The organism is Streptomyces sp. NPDC002104, assembly GCF_053593795.1.
The window spans coordinates 59,302-76,071 of record NZ_JBSFDF010000004.1 but is presented as its reverse complement, the minus strand read 5'-3'; the positions used below and the strand labels follow the sequence as shown (position 1 = coordinate 76,071).

Sequence of the window (16,770 nt, the reverse complement as noted above, 5' to 3'; positions counted from 1 at the left end):
CTAGCTGAGCCACCCGTCCCGCGAGGCGGGCGGCTCGGGCGGCTTCGGTGCCGGCGCCGGCCGTACCCGGATCCACTTCGCCACCGACGGGGTGCCGTCCGCGTCCGTCACGAACAGCATGTACCAGCCCGGCGGCACCAGCGTCGGGTCCGCCGGTACGGAGACCGTCACCGTGCCGGCCGTCTTCTCCAGCCCGAGCTCGACGGAGCGCTGCTCCACGTCGGTGGTGTGCGTGACCGCGCTCGGCCGCATCAGCCGGGCCCGCTGGATCCGCTCCGCCTTCGGCGCCCGGAAGGTGGCGCGGCCGCCGGGCCCGACCTCCTCGGGCCCCTCCCCCAGGACCGGCCGCCGCGCCGGGTCCCGGTACAGGTAGGGCGGGCTGTAAACCTCCAGCCGGTGTTCGAAGCGGCCCAGCCGGGTGTTGTCCTTGTCCGCGAAGAGGGGGTCGGAGCCGAAGGTCGCCACCCGGCCGTCGGGCAGCAGCAGCGCCTCGGAGTGGTAGTTGCGCCCGACCGTGGGGGCCGCGGCGGCCACGAAGGTGTCCGTGCGCGGGTAGTAGAACTGCGCCTTGCGGATGTCGCTCGCGCCGCGGCCGCGGTAGTCGGCGGAGCCGCCCGTGGTGAAGACGGAGTCGTCGGGCATCAGCACGCTGCTGAGGTAGCGCACCCCCTGCGGCAGCCGGGCCGTCGACCGGAAGACCGGTACCTCCGCCTTGAGGTCCACGACCGCGGTCCGGTCGGTGGACAGCCGGGACTCGCCGACCCCGCCGCCGCCGAGCACCATCACCTTCTGGTCCTGCGCCGGGGGGAGCAGGACGGACGAGGAGGTCTCCAGCTGGTCGGGGTCGGCCAGTCCGCCGACCTTCCGGTACTGGTTCGTCGCCAGGTCCCACACCCCCGGCTCGCGCCCCTTGCCCTTGGGGCCGTAGCCCGCGTTGGAGCCGGTGTAGAGCAGTCTGCCGCCCCGGGTGAGGAAGAGGGCGGGGTAGGTCGGGAAGTAGCGGAAGGGCCCCTTGGACCACTTCTTCGTCTTCGCGTCGTAGTACTCGTTGTCGCCGGGGACCACGTCGCCCACGTCGTTGAGTCCGGACACGGCGAGGACCCGCCCGTCCTGGAGGCCCACCAGGGTCGGGTACCAGCGGGCGTCCCTCATCGGGGCGACCGGTACGTACTTCTCCGCCACCGGGTCGAACTCGTAGGCGGACTTGATGCCCTGGAAGTCCTGCTTGTCGGCGCTGAGCCGCTCCGCGAGCCCGTACACGTCGGCGGCGTCCCTGCCGGTGAGACCGGCCACCGTGTACTGGGCGGCCTGCGTCGTCAGCCCCGCGGCGCCCTCCCGGACCGCCTCCACGAAGACGCGCGCCTCCGCGGCGGCCACCTTGGTCCGCCACGGCATCATCTGCCCGCCGCGCCCGTAGTCGATCTCGAACCGCCGGGTGGCCCGGGGGACGGTGACGGCGAACTTCGACACGTACTCCACCCCGGAGGGGGACCGGAAGACGGTGCCCTTCGCCAGCGTGACCGCCTTGTCGGGGTTCTCGTTCTTGACGCGCATGCCGCCGCCGGCGCGGGTGACCTTCCCGCCGAGGACCTCGTAGCGCGCGGTGCCGCCGGCCACCAGGAGCCGGCCGTCCGGGAGTTGGCTGTGGCCCGAGCAGAAGAAGTCCTCCGGGGTCGGGATCTTCTTGAAGGTGTCGTCCTTCGGGTCCCACAGGACCGTGGAGAAGGTGCCCCTGTCGAAGTTGCGCTGGTCGTTGCCGGAGCCGGCGATCAGCAGCACCTTGCCGGTGCGCAGCAGCGCCGCGTGCATGGCGTTGATCCGGTACTCCTCGGGGAGGCGGGTCAGCCCCCACGAGCCGTACTGGGCGCGGTAGCCGGCCTGCCCGATCTTGTACGCGTGGTAGCGGTCCCCGGCGAAGGAGAGCGCGGCGGGCGCGTTGAGCGCGAGCAGCAGGGCCGCCGCCGAGGCGCCCAGGGCCGTCTTCTTGAACCGTTTCGAAGGCCGGTGGTCCATGGCTCAGTTCCCTCCCGCCGTCGTCGCGAACGCCTGCTCCGGCTCCCCGCCCGGATCGGGGCCCGCGCCCGGCGCGCGCCGGGCCGTCCGGGCGCGCAGCTCCGTCGCGGCCCATACGGCCGGCGGAGCGAGGGTGACGGCCAGGGCGAGCACCGCCCAGACGCGCATGGCCGCGTGGGTGTGCCCGTAGCGCACGGAGGCCGCGAGGGAGACGAGGAGGACGGCGGCCCAGAAGAGGTGGACGCGGAAGGTCGCGGGCCGGTCGGGGCTGGCGGTGCCGCCCTTGGGGGTGACGACGAAACGGCCCCGGGTGCGCAGCAGCGCCGAGCCGAGCGAGCTCAGGTAGACCGGCGCGCAGACGGCCGACATCGCCATGCCGGCGAGCCCGCCGGAGCCCTCCGGTTCGTGGGGCGAGACGTTGTGGCGGCGGTTCCACAGGTACAGGCCGACCTGGAGGGCCGCGGCGTCGGTGTAGAGCATCAGCCAGACCTCGGAGGAGACCTGGGTGCCGGAGGCGCCGAACCACAGGAACAGCACGCAGCTGAGGACGCCGAGGAGCCAGTTGACGGCGGTCATCGGGTAGTAGACGAGCATCAGGGTGTAGTTGAGCCAGCGTCCCGGGGGCATCCGCAGGCAGCCGCGCCAGTACTGCGTGAGCAGGGTCTCGTACGTCCCCCTGGACCAGCGCAGCTGCTGCGTGAAGAAGTCGGTCCAGGTGCTCGGCCCCTCCCCCACGGCGAGCACGTCGGGGGTGTAGACGGAGCGCCAGAACCGCCCGGTCGCGGGGTTCCTGCTGCGGTGCAGCTCGAAGCCGGTGGCCATGTCCTCGGTGAGGGAGTCGTAGAGCCCGCCGACCTGCCGCAGCGCGCTGATGCGGACGGCGTTGTTGGTGCCGACGAACATGGGGGCGCCGTAGCGGTTGCCCGCGCGCTGGATCAGCGCGTGGAAGAGGTACTGCTGGGACTCGGCGGCCTTGGTGACCGAGGCGGTGTAGTTGCCGTAGACCTGCGGGCCGACGACGAAGGCGGTGTCGGGGTCGCGGAAGAAGCCGAGCATCCGTTCCAGGTACTCCGGGAGCGGTACGTGGTCGGTGTCCACGGAGGCGAAGTAGTCGTAGTCGGCGCCGTGCCGGGCCAGCCAGGAGTTGTAGTTGCCGTGCTTGGTCCGCGCCCGGTGCGCCCCCTTCGCCGTGTTCCACTCGGGGACGCCCTTGCGGGTGAAGTGGCGCACGCCGAGCTCCGCGCACAGCGCCCTGGCCCCGGGGTCGTCGCCCTCGTCGAGGAGCCAGACGTCGAGCGGGCCGTCGTGGCGGACGGCCACGGCCCCGCGCAGGGTGGCGGCCGCCATGGAGAGCGGTTCCTTGCCGGGGACGTAGGTGGTGAGGAAGGCGACGCGGGTACCGGGCTCGGCGGGGACCGGGACGGGGTCCCGGGCGGCCATCGTGGCGTGCGCGACGGACACCACGTTGACCACCATGAAGAGCATGATCAGGGCGACGGATCCGAGCATCACGGTGTCGAGCCGCACCAGCCAGGCCTCGCCGCCCTCGCGGACGGTGCGGTGCGTGGGCCAGACGAGGTAGAGCAGCAGCCCGGTGGCGGCGACGGGGGCGAGGGTCATGAGCGCGACGGCCCGTATTCGGGTCCGGAGGTGCTCGCGCGCGAGCAGGGAGCGGTACCTCACCCGGTAGGCGACGGCGGGATCCGGGTCCTCACAGGGGCCGGCCAGCCTGCTGTGGGTCTCGTAGTCGAAGGCTTCCTGCCGCACGGTTTCCTCCAGCGCTCGAAACCGGGGTACGTATCCCAACGAAAGGGGACGCACCTCGGCCTGTCGAACTGGATGCCGCCACCCGGGCGGTTGTGCTCCGCGCCCCGGCGGCCTGGGCCGAACGGGTCAGGGCACGGCCGCGCCCCTCAGTCGGCCCGGCCGCCCAGCAGGACCCCGCGTCCGGCGTAGAAGCGGTCCAGGTCCGCCCAGGCGACGGGCGCGTACTGCTGCGACCCGTCGGGGAAGCCGGAGGGATTGTGCACCAGGACGGCGTCCGCGGTGGCCCCGACCGCGAGCACCAGATGACCGCCCCGGGCCTCCACGGCGGGGGCCAGGGTACGGATGGACCAGTGCACCGACAGCATCGCGAGGCCGCCCGCGGCGAGCGTGTCCCGGACGGCCCGGTGGTCCAGTACCGGCTCCGAGCGCGCGTCCAGCCCCCAGCGGGCGTTCACGTACGCGGCGAACGGCTGATAGATCAGCCCCTGCACGGCGTCCCCGTCCCGCACGTACGCCCCGGCCCCGCAGAGCTCCTTCACCAGCTCCACGGAGGGCGGCACCTCGATCCCCGTGCGCCCGAGCACCATCCGCAGACAGGCCACTCCGCACATGCGGGGCGCCCAGAAGGCGTACTCCTCGGCCGATTCGGCCCCGGACCCGGCCCACAGCGGATCCCGCGCCGCATCGCCGCCCGCGACGAACTCGGGCACCAGCGCGGCGGACTCCCACTGGGAGTAGTAGGGGACGGCGTGCTTGATCACTGGGGAGGCCATGGCTCCGGAGTCTGCCAGGCCCGGCAGAGGAGGTGGGACGGAGGTCGGGACGGCCCTCGTCCCCGGACGGCTCAGCCCCCGGCGAGGTGGCGTTCCACCGTTTCCATCTTGGACGTCATGCCGTCCGTGACGCCGGGGCGGATGTCGGCCTTGAGGATGAAGGAGACCCGCGGGGCGCGTGCCTCCACGGCGGCCACCGCGCGCTTGACCACGTCCATCACCTCGTCCCACTCCCCCTCGATGGTGGTGAACATGGCATCCGTGTGGTTCGGCAGCCCCGACGCGCGGACCACGCGGACGGCGTCCGCCACGTACTCGCCCACCTCTTCGCCGACGCCCAGCGGGGTCACCGAGAACGCGATCATCATGCGCGGGCCGCCTCACGGGCGCGGGCGGCGAGCACGCCGGCCGTCTCGTCGCGCTTGAGCAGGCGGTCGCCGTAGAGCCCGCCGAAGGGGATCAGCGCCAGCAGGAAGAACAGCGCGACCCGCTTCAGCGGCCACTTCGCCTTGAGCCAGACGTCCAGCAGGAAGACGCCGTAGAGGACGAACAGGATCCCGTGGATGACGCCGAGCGGCATCATCAGGTAGTCGATGTCCGAGATCCGGCTCAGCACCGAGCCGAAGAGCAGCAGCGCCGGGAACGAGAGCGCCTCCGGTACGGAGATGAGGCGCAGCCGGTGCAGGGCGGAAGCGGTCTTGATGTCCACGTGGAACCTTCGGGGTGGATGCCGGGGGTCCGTCCCAGTGTCTCAGCCGCCCCGGGCGATCTTGGCGCGGGGCCCGGGGTCCCGGACGTGACGGATATCGGCCAACGGGCCCTGTTCGGTGCCGCCCGCTGCGGATAACGTCTTCCCGTGGCTCAGTTCCGACTCCAAGGCAGCAAGGTGCTCGCCGTCGACCTGACCGGGGACGCCGTGAAAGCGAAAAACGGCGCCATGGTCGCGTACGACGGCCAGATGGCCTTCAAGAAGATGACCGGCGGCGGCGAAGGCCTCCGCGGAATGGTGACCCGGCGGCTCACCGGCGAGCAGATGACCGTGATGGAAGTGCAGGGTCACGGCACCTGCTTCTTCGCCGACCGGGCGAGTGAGATCAATCTGGTCAATCTGCGCGGCGAGAAGCTGTACGTCGAGTCCAGCAACCTGCTGTGCACCGATGCCGGCCTGCGCACCGGCACCACCTTCACCGGCCTGCGCGGCGCTACGACGGGCAACGGCCTGTTCACCACGACCGTCGAGGGCAACGGGCAGGCGGCGATCACCTCCGACGGCCCGGCGGTGGTGCTGCGCGTCAGCTCCCAGTACCCGCTCTCCGTCGACCCGGGTGCGTACATCGCGCACACCGGGAACCTCCAGCAGTCCTTCCAGTCCGGCGTGACCTTCCGCACGCTGATCGGCGAGGGATCGGGCGAGGCGTTCCAGATCCGCTTCGAGGGCGAGGGCCTGGTGTACGTGCAGCCCAGCGAGCGCAACACCATCGGGGGCGACGTCTGATGCCGTTCCGCGAGATCAACTCGAAGATGGTCGAGGCCCAGGTGATCCCGGGCCAGAAGATGTACAGCCAGCGCGGCGCGATGCTCGCCTACCGAGGCGAGGTCTCCTTCACCCCGAGCATCACCGGCGGCCAGGGCGGCGTGATGGGCATGATCGGGCGCCGCGTGGCGAACGAGCAGACCCCGCTGATGGAGGTCGAGGGCAGCGGCACCGTGATGTTCGGTCACGGCGGCCACCACATCCAGGTCATCAGCCTCACCGGCGAGACGCTCTACGTGGAGGCCGACCGGCTGCTCGCCTTCGACGGCACCCTCCAGCAGGGCACGATGTTCATGGGCGCGCAGGGCGGTGTCATGGGCATGGTGCGCGGCCAGGTGACCGGCCAGGGCCTGTTCACCACCACCCTCAAGGGCCACGGCTCGGTGGCCGTGATGGCCCACGGCGGGGTCATCGAGCTCCCGATCACCCCGAACCGCCCGGTCCACGTGGACCCGCAGGCCTACGTCGCCCACCACGGCGAGGTCCGCAACAAGCTGTCCACGGCGCTGGGCTGGCGCGACATGGTCGGCCGCGGCTCGGGCGAGGCGTTCCAGCTGGAACTGTCCGGCCAGGGCGCGGTGTACGTACAGGCCTCCGAGGAGAAGCTGTGAACTTTGGTCCCGTGACCGGCGGACCGGGCGGTCCGACCGTCTTCGACCCGTACACCCTGCCGTCGGACGACAACGTCAACGCCTACACCTTCTGCGTGGAGCTCAAGGGGAGCCAGTGGTTCCTGCAGAAGGGCAAGATGATCGCCTATTACGGGCGCATCGAGTTCAACGGCATCGGCCACGGCCGGTTCGACCGGCTGCTGCGCACCAGCTTCCATTCGCCGCTGCACGCGAGCGACTGGGTGGTGGCCGAGGGACAGGGCAAGATGCTGCTGGCCGACCGGGCCTTCGACGTGAACTCGTACGACCTGGACAACGGCAACCTGACCATCCGGTCGGGCAACCTGCTCGCCTACCAGCCCTCGCTCGCGCTGAAGCAGTCCATCGTCCCCGGCTTCCTCACCCTGATCGGGACGGGAAAGTTCGTGGCGGCCTCCAGCGGTCCGGTGGTCTTCATGGAGCCGCCGCTGCGCGTGGACCCGCAGGCGCTGGTGGGGTGGGCGGACTGCCCCTCGCCGTGCCACCACTACGACCACGGGTACATGTCGGGCGTGATCGGGGGCCTGCGCTCGCTGACGGGCATCGGGGGCTCGTCCGGCGAGGAGCACCAGTTCGAGTTCGTGGGCGCGGGTACGGTACTGCTCCAGTCCTCGGAGATGCTGATGCCGGAGCAGGCGATCGGGGCGGTCGGCCCCGGAGCGGCCACGGGACAGGCACAGGGCGTGCCCGGTCAGGGGCAGGGCCCGCTGGGACAGCTCGGCGTACCGCGGATGCCCGGGCAGCTGGGTGATCTCCAGAGGCGCTTCGGGCTGTAGGGACCCGGAGGGTGGAAAACCTCTCACCCCGTCGCATTTTTGTACGCAATTCAACTTCTTAGGTAGAGTTCTTTCATGGAGACCACCGAGACCGAGACGGCCACCCCCTGGCTGACCGACGCCGAGCAGTGCGCCTGGCGCACCCACCTGGACGTCAGCAGACTGCTGTCCCACCAGCTGGAAAAGGACCTCCAGCCGTTCGGGCTCACCAACAACGACTACGAGATCCTCGTGAACCTCTCCGAATCCGAGGAACTGCGGATGCGGATGAGCGATCTCGCGACGTCGACGCTGCAGTCCAAGAGCCGGCTCTCCCACCAGATCACCCGCATGGAATCGGCGGGCCTCGTCCGCCGCGTGAACTGCGAGTCCGACCGCCGCGGGCTCTACGCCGTCCTCACGCCCGAGGGCATGGAGACGATGCGCAAGGTCGCCCCGCACCACGTGGCGTCCGTCCGCCGGCACTTCATCGACCTGCTCCCGCCGGAGGCCCTCGCCGCCCTGCGCTCCGCGCTCACACCGGTCGCCGAGCACCTGCGCGCGGGCCGCGGCAAGGCCTGAGCCACCGGGCCGCCCCGGGCCTCGCGGGCGTCACCCGCGGCGACCCCGAGCGGCGGACCTCGGCCGCAGGCCGGAGAATGGGCGGTAACGCTCGCTCGCCGGCCGCCGCCGAGCAACCGTAAGCGCCATGGCCGGCCTGAGGAGGTCACGCCATGAAGCGCACCCTGTACGTCTCGTCGGCCGCGGCCGCCGCGGTCCTGCTGGTCGCCGGACCGGTGGCGGCCGCCGCCGCGTCCACGGCCGAAGCGGCCACCGGCAGCCTGTCGGCGCCCCTGCGCGCCGCGGTCGATGCCGAGGGGGCCGCCGCGGCGGCCCTCAAGAGCCACCCCGGAGTCATCGAGTCCCTCGACAAGGACGGCTCCGTCTGGCACGTGAACGTGATCGGCAAGGACGGCAGCAACACGGAGCTGCTCGTCACCGCGGCCACGGGAGCGGTCAGCGTCGAGAACACGGACCAGAACGACGACGACGGGGACGAGGACGCCGCCCTGGTCGCCGCGAAGGTCACCGCCCAGCAGGCCATGAAGGCGGCGGTCGCGGCCCATCCCGGCCAGGTCTGGTCGGTGCAGTGGGACGACGACGACGACAACAACACGACCTACTGGGACGTGGAGGTCAAGTCCGGCGGCAACACGACGAACGTCCACGTGGACCCCACGTCCGGCAAGGCCACCGTGTCCCACGACAACGACAACGACAACAGCAACGACGACAACGACTAGCGCGCCGGGACATCGCGCACGGAAGCCGCACCCCGTGGACGGGGTGCGGCTTCCGTGTGTGGTCAGTGCTCACGGTCAGGCGTTGGGACGCTTTCCGTGGTTGGCCTTCTTCTTCTTGCGGGCTCGCTTCTTGTTGCCGCGCTTCGCCATGAAACCTCCCTGCGTTGGGGCATTCCGGGCGTTCGCCAGTCTATGACCGGCCCCCGGGCTCCGCATCCGGTTCCGCGGGTTACGCGGGTTCGGCGGGTTCGGTGGGCCCCGTGGGTTCCGCAGGTTCCGTCAGGGTGGTCAGCAGCGCGTCCGAAGCCGCGTACGGATCCAGCTCTCCGCGCGCGACCCGCCCGGCCAGCGCGTCCAGGCGGGCGTCGCCGTGCACATCGGCCAGCCGGGCCCGCAGCGCGGTGATCGCGATGGTCTCCACCTCGCGCGCGGCCCGGGCCGTACGCCGCTGCGCCAGCACCCCGCGCTCGTCCATCCACGCCCGGTGCTTCTCCAGCGCCTCGACCAGCTCGTCGATGCCCGTACCGCGCGCCGCGACCGTCTTCACGATCGGCGGCCGCCAGTCGCCCTTGCCCCGGGACTCCCCCAGGCTCAGCATGTGGTTCAGCTCCCGGGCGGTGGCGTCCGCGCCGTCCCGGTCGGCCTTGTTCACCACGTAGACGTCGCCGATCTCCAGGATGCCCGCCTTCGCGGCCTGGATCCCGTCGCCCATGCCGGGGGCCAGCAGCACCACCGAGGTGTCCGCCTGCGCCGCGATCTCCACCTCCGACTGCCCGACCCCGACGGTCTCGACGAGGATCACCTCGCAGCCGGCCGCGTCCAGCACCCGGATCGCCTGCGGAGCGGCCCAGGCGAGCCCGCCCAGGTGGCCGCGGGTGGCCATGGAGCGGATGTACACCCCCGGGTCGGAGGCGTGGTCCGACATCCGCACCCGGTCGCCGAGCAGCGCGCCCCCGCTGAACGGCGAGGACGGGTCGACGGCCAGGACACCGACCCGCTTGCCGGCCTGCCGGTACGCGGAGACCAGCGCCGAGGTGGTGGTGGACTTGCCGACGCCCGGGGAGCCGGTGAGGCCCACCACGTACGCGTTGCCCGTGAGCGGCGCCAGCGCCGCCATCACCTCGCGCAGCTGCGGGGACGCCCCCTCGACCAGCGAGATCAGCCGGGCGACCGCTCGCGGCCTGCCCTCACGGGCCTGGGCCACCAGCTGGGGGACGTCCACCACCGTCATACGTGCTGCGCTCCTCGGTTCTCAAACGGGTACGGATACGGGCGCGGGCGGCCGGCCGGCCGCCCTCCCCTACGGGACGCGGACGATCAGGGCGTCGCCCTGGCCGCCGCCACCGCACAGGGCAGCCGTGCCGACCCCGCCGCCGCGGCGCTTGAGCTCCAGCGCCAGGTGCAGCACCACACGGGCGCCGGACATGCCGATCGGGTGACCCAGGGCGATGGCGCCGCCGTTGACGTTCACCTTTTCCGGGGTCACTCCGAGGTCCTTCATCGACTGCACGGCGACCGCCGCGAAGGCCTCGTTGATCTCGATGAGGTCGAGGTCCTCGACGCCGAGGCCCTCCTTCTTCAGGGCGTGCAGGATCGCGTTGGAGGGCTGCGACTGGAGCGAGTTGTCCGGACCCGCCACATTGCCGTGGGCGCCGATCTCGGCGAGCCACTCCAGGCCCAGCTCCTCGGCCTTGGCCTTGCTCATCACGACCACGGCGGCGGCGCCGTCGGAGATCTGCGAGGAGGTGCCCGCCGTGATCGTGCCGTCCTTGGCGAAGGCCGGGCGCAGCTTGCCGAGGGACTCGGCGGTGGTCTCGGGGCGGATGCCCTCGTCCTGCGAGAACACCACCGGGTCGCCCTTGCGCTGCGGGATCTCGACCGGGGTGATCTCGGCCTCGAAGACGCCGTTCTTCTGCGCGGCGGCGGCGCGCTGGTGGGAGGTGGCCGCGAACGCGTCCTGCGGGGCCCGCTCGATGCCCAGGCGGGTGTTGTGCTTCTCGGTGGACTCGCCCATCGCGATGTTCTCGAAGGCGTCGGTGAGACCGTCGTAGGCCATCGCGTCGAGCATCTCGATGGCGCCGTACTTGAAGCCCTCGCGGGACTTCGGCAGCAGGTGCGGGGCGTTGGTCATGGACTCCTGACCGCCCGCGACGACGATGTCGAACTCACCCGCGCGGATGAGCTGGTCGGCCAGGGCGATGGCGTCGAGACCCGACAGGCACACCTTGTTGATGGTGAGCGCGGGCACGTTCATCGGGATCCCGCCCTTGACGGCGGCCTGGCGGGCGGGGATCTGGCCCGCGCCGGCCTGGAGCACCTGGCCCATGATCACGTACTGGACCTGGTCACCGGAGATCCCGGCCCGTTCCAGCGCGGACTTGATGGCGAAGCCGCCGAGGTCGGCACCCGAGAAGGACTTCAGCGAGCCGAGCAGTCGCCCCATGGGCGTGCGGGCCCCGGCGACGATCACTGACGTGGTGTTGTTCGTTCCGGACATGGAGCACAGCCCCTTGAAGATGAGGAGTGAACGAGGGTTTACCCGAATGTACTGAGCGGTACCCGTGCCGTCACCGGCCCGTCAGTGTGATCGCGCGCACGTTGCGTAACCGCCTCCGGTAGCGCTGCACTGTGTCCATGCTGACAAGAATCGACCACATCGGGATCGCCTGCTTCGACCTGGACAAGACGGTTGAGTTCTACCGTGCCACGTACGGCTTCGAGGTGTTCCACTCCGAGGTCAACGAGGAGCAGGGCGTCCGCGAGGCCATGCTCAAGATCAACGAGACCTCCGACGGCGGAGCCTCGTACCTCCAGCTCCTGGAACCCACCCGCGAGGACTCCGCGGTCGGCAAGTGGCTGGCCAAGAACGGCGAGGGCGTCCACCACATCGCCTTCGGCACCGAGGACGTCCAGGGCGACTCGGAGGCCATCCGCGGCAAGGGCGTCCGCGTCCTCTACGACCAGCCCCGCACCGGCTCGATGGGCTCCTCGATCACCTTCCTGCACCCCAAGGACTGCCACGGCGTCCTCACCGAACTGGTCACGAGCAACCCCGACCACTGATGTCCCGTTTCCCCGGCCGGTAGAGTGGCTTTGGCTCGGCCGGGGTTCGGTGCGGGGACGGGGTCGGGGCCTGTATCGCCCGACCCGGGATCTGACACCATTCCCCGGGGGCGTCGTTCAGCGGGCGGACGGCGCTCGTTTGGGATCGGGCTTGCGACCAGGGGACGGATGGGACCGCGCTGTGCGGGGCTACGAAAGCCAGGAGAGCCATCAGGCCGAGGCCGACCATCTCTCGCGCTTCGAAGCCGAGATGGAGCGGCTGAAGAAGGAACGCGGGAAGGCCGTCCAGCACGCCGATGACCTGGGGTACCAGGTCGAGGTGCTGCGCGCCAAGCTCCACGAGGTACGCCGCAACCTGGCGTCCCGCCCCGCCTACGACGGCGCGGACATGGGGTACCAGGCGGAGCAGCTGCTCCGCAATGCCCAGATCCAGGCCGACCAGATGCGTTCGGACGCCGAGCGCGAACTGCGCGACGTACGGGCGCAGACCCAGCGCATCCTCCAGGAGCACGCCGAGCACCAGGCGCGGCTCCAGGCCGAACTGCACGCCGAGGCCGTCAACCGCCGCCAGCGCCTGGACCAGGAGCTCAGCGAGCGCCGCCAGACGGTGGAAGCCCACGTCAACGAGAACGTCGCCTGGGCCGAGCAGTTGCGCGCCCGCACCGAGGCCCAGGCCCGCCGGCTCATGGAGGAGTCGCGCGTCGAGGCCGAACAGACCCTCAACACCGCGCGCGCCGAGGCGGCCCGGGTCGCCTCGGAGGCCACCCGCCGGCTCGCCTCCGAGAACGAATCCGCCCGCGCCGAGGCCGAGTCGACGCTGCTGCGCGCCCGCAAGGAGGCCGAGCGGCTGCTGACCGCCGCCTCCGCGCAGGCCCAGGAGGCCACCGAGCACGCGGAGCGGCTGCGCTCCACCACCTCCGCGGAGGCCGAGCAGACCCGTCGCCAGACGATGGACCTGGGCCGGGTCGCCGAACAGCGCACCCAGGAGGCCGAAGGGGCCCTGCGCGAGGCGCGCGCGTCCGCGGAGAAGCTGCTCGCGGAGGCCAAGGAGAGCGCCGCACGGCAGCTCGCCTCGGCGGAGTCCGTCAACGAGCAGCGCACCCGTACGGCCAAGGAACAGGTGGCCCGCCTGGTCGGCGAGGCCAACAAGGAGGCCGAGACCCTCAAGGCCGAGGCCGAGCAGGCCCTCGCCGACGCCCGCGCGGAGACCGAGCGGCTGCGCAAGGAGGCCGGCGAGCAGGCCCGTACCGCCGCGGCCGAGGACACCGCCGCCCAGCTGGCGAAGGCGGCCCGCACCGCCGAAGAGGTACTGAACAAGGCCTCGGAGGACGCCCGCGCCACCACCCGGGCGGCGTCCGAGGAGGCCGAGCGGATCCGCGGCGAGGCCGAGGCGGAGGCCGAGCGGCTGCGCGCCCAGGCCGCGGCCACGGCCGATGAGCTCAAGGGTGCCGCGAAGGACGACACGGAGGAGTACCGGGCCCGTACGGTCGAACTCCAGGAGGAGGCCCGCCGGCTGCGCGGCGAGGCCGAGCAGCTGCGCGCGGAGGCCGTCGCCGAGGGCGAGCGGATCCGGGGCGAGGCCCGCCGCGAGGCGGTCCAGCAGATCGAGGAGGCGGCCCGCACCGCCGAGGAGCTGCTGGGCAAGTCCCGGGCCGACGCCGACGAGGTGCGCTCCGCGGCGAACACCGAGAGCGAGCGGGTCCGCGGCGAGGCCGTCGAGCGCGCCACCACCCTGCGCAAGCAGGCCGAGGAGACCCTGGAGCGGACCCGCGCGGAAGCGGCACGGCTGCGCGCGGAGGCCGAGGAGCAGGCCGAGTCGGTACGGGCCGAGGCGGACGCCGCGGCTGCCGTGCGGCGCGAGGAGACCGACCGGGCGCTGTCGGCGAAGCGGGCGGAGGCCGACGAGGAGCTCGTCCGGCTGCACACCGACGCCGAGGGTCGCCTGACCACCGCCGAGCAGACGCTGCGCGACGCCCGGGCGGCGGCCGAGAACATCCGCAAGGAGACCTCCGAGGAGAGCGACCGGCTCCGCGCGGAGTCGGCGGAGCGGATCCGTGCGCTGCAGACGCAGGCGGAGGCGGAGGCCGAGGCGCTGCGCACCGACGCCGCCGAGGACGCCGGCCGGGTCCGCGCGGAGGCCGAGCAGGCCGCCGTACGGCTGACCGGCGAGGCCGAGGCGGAGGCGGAGCGGCTGCGCTCCGAGGCGCAGGAGACCGCGGACCGGCTGCGCGCGGAGGCCAAGGCCGCCGCCGAGCGGGTCGCGCAGGAGGCCGCCGAGGCGCTGGCCGCCGCGCAGGAGGAGGCCGCCCGGCGCCGCCGGGAGTCCGAGGAGACCCTGGCTTCGGCGCGTACGGACGCGGAGAGCGAGCGGGCGCAGGCCCGGGAGGAGAGCGAGGAGCTCCTCGCCCAGGCCCGCAAGCGGTCCGAGGAGGCCACGGCCGAGGCCGTCTGGCTCACCGAGGAGGCCGAGCGGCGCGCGTCCGAGGTGGTCGCGGCGGCCGAGGCCACCGCCCAGCAGGTGCGCGAAGCCGTGGCCGGACTGCACGAGCAGGCCGAGGAAGAGGTCGCGGGGCTGCGCAGTGCGGCCGAGCACGCGGCGGAGCGTACGAGGACGGAGGCCGAGGAGGAGTCCGGCCGGGTCCGCGCCGACGCGTACGCGGAACGGGAGCGGGCCACCGAGGACGCCAACCGGATCCGCACCGAGGCCCGCACCGAGACGGACGCGGCGAAGGAACTGGCCGCGCGGACGGTCGGCGACGCGATCGCCGAGGCCGAGCGGCTGCGCACGGAGACCACGGCCGAGGCCGAGCGGCTGCGCGCGGAGACCACGGCCGAGGCCGAGCAGCTGCGCGCGGACACCGCGGAGTACGCGCAGCGCCTGCGCACGGAGGCCACTGACGCGCTGGCCGCCTCCGAGCGCGACGCTGCCCGTACGAAGGCCGATGCCCGGGACGACGCCAACCGGATCCGCGGCGAGGCCGCGGAGTCCCTGGAGGCGGCTCGCGCCGAGGGCGGCCGGATCGTGGCGGAGGCCACGGCCGAGGCGGAGCGCCGCACCGAGGAGACCCGCGCGGCCGGCGAGGCCACGCTCGCCGCGGCCGCGGCGGAGGCGGCGCGGCTCACGGCCGAGGCCGAGGCCGCCGGCGAGGCGACCCGCGCCGAGGCCGCGGGCACGCTGGACGAGGCCCGTTCCGAGGCGAACCGGCTGCGCCAGGATGCGGCCGAGCAGGCGGACCGCCTGATCACCGAGGCGGCGGCGGAGGCCGACCGGCTCACCGAGGAGACCCGCGCGGCCAACGCGCTGACCGTCGCCGAGGCCGAGGCCGCGGCCGAGGAGCTGCGGGCCGAGGCGGCCGCGGCCCTGGACGGGGCGAAGGCGGAGGCCGAGCGGCTCACGGAGCAGGCGGCGCAGACGCTGGCCGGGGCCGAGCGGGACGCGACGGGGATCCTCATCGACGCGCGCACCGAGGGCGACCGGCTCGTCGAGGAGACGCGCACGGCCAACGAGGCCACCGTCGGCAAGGCCGCGGAGGAGGCCGACCGGCTGCTGGCCGAGGCGGCGCGCACGCTGGACGACGCCCGCACGGAGGGCGGCCGGATCATCGGCGAGGCCACCGCGGAGGCGGACCGGGTCACCGTCGCGGCGAACGAGACCCTGGCGGGCGCCGAGCGGGAGTCGACACGGACCCTGGACGAGGCGCGCTCCGAGGCGGGCCGGATCCGCACCGAGGCCGCCGAGCAGGCGGACCACCTGATCGGCGAGGCCGTCGCGGAGGCGGACCGGCTCACCGAGCAGACCCGCAAGGACACCGAGCGCACGGTCGGCGAGGCGTCGAACGAGGCCGAGCGGCTGCGCGCCGAGGCGTCCGAGGCGCTGTCCTCGGCGCAGGAGCACGCGACCCGCACCCGGTCCGAGGCGGAGCGGGTCAAGGCCGAGGCCGCCACGGAGGCGGAGCGGATCCGCACCGAGGCGCGCACCGCGTCGGAGCGGGTGCTGGACGAGGCCCGCGAGGAGGCCAACAAGCGCCGCAGCGAGGCCGCGTCGCAGGTCGACCGGCTCATCACGGAGGCGTCCTCGGAGGCCGAGAAGCTCACCGGGGACGCGCAGAAGCAGGCCCTCGCCGCCACGACGGCGGCCGAGGAGCAGGCGGACGCGATGGTCGACGCGGCGCGCAAGGAGGCGGCGCGGATCACCTCGGAGGCGACCGTGGAGGGCAACTCCCTGGTGGAGAAGGCCCGTACGGACGCGAACGAGCTGCTGGTCGGGGCGCGCAGCGACGCCGCGGCCATAAGGGACCGGGCGGAGGAGCTGCGCGGCCGCGTCGAGGCGGAGGTCGAGGAACTGCACGAGCGGGCCCGCCGGGAGTCGGCCGAGCAGATGAAGTCGGCCGGCGAGCGCGTGGACAAGCTGGTGCGGGCGGCGACCGAGCAGAGCGTCGAGGCCGACGCGAAGGCCAAGGAGCTGGTGTCGGACGCGAGCAGCGAGGCGAGCAAGGTCCGCATCGCCGCGGTGCGCAAGGCGGAGGCGCTGCTCAAGGAGGCCGAGCAGAAGAAGGCCGAGCTGGTGCGGATCGCCGAGGGCAAGCTCGCGGAGGCGACGGCGGAGGCCGAGCGGCTCGTCGACGAGGGCCGGCGCGAGCTGGAGGTCCTCGTCCGCAGGCGCGAGGACATTCAGGCGGAGATCTCCCGTGTCCAGGACGTTCTTGAGGCGTTGGAATCATTCGAGGCGCCTTCGGGTGGCGGAAAGCCCGGGGTCGGCGGCCAGGGCGCGGGGGGCGTGAAGGCCGGTGCGACAGCGGGTTCCACTCGATCGGGTGGCAAGACGTCAGAGGGCTAGTCAACGCACTCGACTCTGTGCTCCTGATGGAGGTTCAGGCGAACGAGTGACAAGCATTCTGTCGCCTTGCCACT

15 protein-coding genes are annotated in these 16,770 nt (G+C 72.5%); 7 read left to right on the top strand and 8 right to left on the bottom strand.

The genetic code is table 11. The features are described 5' to 3' along the window. The 5 genes from ACWCP2_RS05190 to ACWCP2_RS05170 form a co-directional block, all read right to left on the bottom strand. Positions 1 to 2,013 carry a galactose oxidase-like domain-containing protein gene (locus ACWCP2_RS05190; protein ID WP_450907205.1) on the bottom strand — a complete coding sequence of 671 codons (2,013 nt, stop codon included), beginning with the start codon at positions 2,011 to 2,013 and terminating at the stop codon, positions 1 to 3. 3 nt (positions 2,014 to 2,016) lie between these two features. Then, positions 2,017 to 3,780 carry a glycosyltransferase family 2 protein gene (locus tag ACWCP2_RS05185; protein ID WP_450907204.1) on the bottom strand — a complete coding sequence of 588 codons (1,764 nt, stop codon included), beginning with the start codon at positions 3,778 to 3,780 and terminating at the stop codon, positions 2,017 to 2,019. Positions 3,781 to 3,926: 146 nt separating this feature from the next. Further along, positions 3,927 to 4,553 (bottom strand): C39 family peptidase, encoded by a 627-nt coding sequence (locus ACWCP2_RS05180; RefSeq protein ID WP_450907203.1) that lies wholly within the window; start codon positions 4,551 to 4,553, stop codon positions 3,927 to 3,929. A gap of 71 nt (positions 4,554 to 4,624) precedes the next feature. After that, positions 4,625 to 4,921, bottom strand: a complete 297-nt coding sequence (locus ACWCP2_RS05175) for an MTH1187 family thiamine-binding protein (RefSeq protein ID WP_383952579.1) — start codon at positions 4,919 to 4,921, stop codon at positions 4,625 to 4,627. Next, complete coding sequence (locus tag ACWCP2_RS05170; RefSeq protein WP_450907202.1) at positions 4,918 to 5,262, bottom strand: DUF3817 domain-containing protein; 345 nt, start codon at positions 5,260 to 5,262, stop codon at positions 4,918 to 4,920. The genes ACWCP2_RS05175 and ACWCP2_RS05170 overlap by 4 nt, the downstream gene beginning before the upstream one ends. Positions 5,263 to 5,409: 147 nt before the next feature. Between ACWCP2_RS05170 and ACWCP2_RS05165 the strand changes: the two genes are divergently transcribed. The 5 genes from ACWCP2_RS05165 (at position 5,410) to ACWCP2_RS05145 (ending at position 8,796) form a co-directional block, all read left to right on the top strand. Next, complete coding sequence (locus ACWCP2_RS05165; protein WP_327304496.1) at positions 5,410 to 6,048, top strand: AIM24 family protein; 639 nt, start codon at positions 5,410 to 5,412, stop codon at positions 6,046 to 6,048. Beyond that, positions 6,048 to 6,698, top strand: a complete 651-nt coding sequence (locus ACWCP2_RS05160) for an AIM24 family protein (protein ID WP_450907201.1) — start codon at positions 6,048 to 6,050, stop codon at positions 6,696 to 6,698. The genes ACWCP2_RS05165 and ACWCP2_RS05160 overlap by 1 nt, the downstream gene beginning before the upstream one ends. An 11-nt stretch (positions 6,699 to 6,709) precedes the next feature. Next, positions 6,710 to 7,513 carry an AIM24 family protein gene (locus tag ACWCP2_RS05155; protein ID WP_450907370.1) on the top strand — a complete coding sequence of 268 codons (804 nt, stop codon included), beginning with the start codon at positions 6,710 to 6,712 and terminating at the stop codon, positions 7,511 to 7,513. Positions 7,514 to 7,588: 75 nt separating this feature from the next. Next, complete coding sequence (locus ACWCP2_RS05150; RefSeq protein WP_450907200.1) at positions 7,589 to 8,074, top strand: MarR family winged helix-turn-helix transcriptional regulator; 486 nt, start codon at positions 7,589 to 7,591, stop codon at positions 8,072 to 8,074. 152 nt (positions 8,075 to 8,226) lie between these two features. Continuing rightward, a complete protein-coding gene (locus ACWCP2_RS05145; protein ID WP_450907199.1) occupies positions 8,227 to 8,796 on the top strand; it encodes a PepSY domain-containing protein in 570 nt (189 codons plus the stop codon). A 75-nt stretch (positions 8,797 to 8,871) separates the two neighbouring features. On the opposite strand, the gene ACWCP2_RS05140 is transcribed toward ACWCP2_RS05145, so the two are convergent. The 3 genes from ACWCP2_RS05140 to ACWCP2_RS05130 all read right to left on the bottom strand — a co-directional run bounded on the left by ACWCP2_RS05140 (position 8,872) and on the right by ACWCP2_RS05130 (position 11,293). Continuing rightward, positions 8,872 to 8,946 carry a 50S ribosomal protein bL37 gene (locus ACWCP2_RS05140; protein WP_099895366.1) on the bottom strand — a complete coding sequence of 25 codons (75 nt, stop codon included), beginning with the start codon at positions 8,944 to 8,946 and terminating at the stop codon, positions 8,872 to 8,874. A 79-nt stretch (positions 8,947 to 9,025) separates the two neighbouring features. Next, positions 9,026 to 10,021: a methylmalonyl Co-A mutase-associated GTPase MeaB gene (gene meaB, locus ACWCP2_RS05135; RefSeq protein ID WP_450907369.1), complete on the bottom strand. Its 996-nt coding sequence runs from the start codon at positions 10,019 to 10,021 to the stop codon at positions 9,026 to 9,028. Between the two features lie 75 nt (positions 10,022 to 10,096). After that, positions 10,097 to 11,293: an acetyl-CoA C-acetyltransferase gene (locus tag ACWCP2_RS05130; RefSeq protein WP_450907198.1), complete on the bottom strand. Its 1,197-nt coding sequence runs from the start codon at positions 11,291 to 11,293 to the stop codon at positions 10,097 to 10,099. Between the two features lie 137 nt (positions 11,294 to 11,430). On the opposite strand from ACWCP2_RS05130, the gene mce reads away from it, so the two are divergent. After that, entirely contained in the window at positions 11,431 to 11,859 is a 429-nt protein-coding gene (gene mce / locus ACWCP2_RS05125) for a methylmalonyl-CoA epimerase (RefSeq protein WP_274549601.1), read from the top strand. Positions 11,860 to 12,040: 181 nt separating this feature from the next. Then, positions 12,041 to 16,696, top strand: a complete 4,656-nt coding sequence (scy, locus tag ACWCP2_RS05120) for a polarized growth protein Scy (RefSeq protein ID WP_450907197.1) — start codon at positions 12,041 to 12,043, stop codon at positions 16,694 to 16,696. Positions 16,697 to 16,770: the final 74 nt, after the last annotated feature.

Coding starts and splice junctions, on each gene's coding strand:
- ACWCP2_RS05175 (WP_383952579.1), bottom strand. CDS start 4,921: ATGATGATCGCGTTCTCGGTGACCCCGCTGGGCGTCGGCGAAGAGGTG.
- mce (WP_274549601.1), top strand. CDS start 11,431: ATGCTGACAAGAATCGACCACATCGGGATCGCCTGCTTCGACCTGGAC.
- ACWCP2_RS05150 (WP_450907200.1), top strand. CDS start 7,589: ATGGAGACCACCGAGACCGAGACGGCCACCCCCTGGCTGACCGACGCC.
- ACWCP2_RS05130 (WP_450907198.1), bottom strand. CDS start 11,293: ATGTCCGGAACGAACAACACCACGTCAGTGATCGTCGCCGGGGCCCGC.
- ACWCP2_RS05145 (WP_450907199.1), top strand. CDS start 8,227: ATGAAGCGCACCCTGTACGTCTCGTCGGCCGCGGCCGCCGCGGTCCTG.
- ACWCP2_RS05190 (WP_450907205.1), bottom strand. CDS start 2,013: ATGGACCACCGGCCTTCGAAACGGTTCAAGAAGACGGCCCTGGGCGCC.
- ACWCP2_RS05160 (WP_450907201.1), top strand. CDS start 6,048: ATGCCGTTCCGCGAGATCAACTCGAAGATGGTCGAGGCCCAGGTGATC.
- ACWCP2_RS05180 (WP_450907203.1), bottom strand. CDS start 4,553: ATGGCCTCCCCAGTGATCAAGCACGCCGTCCCCTACTACTCCCAGTGG.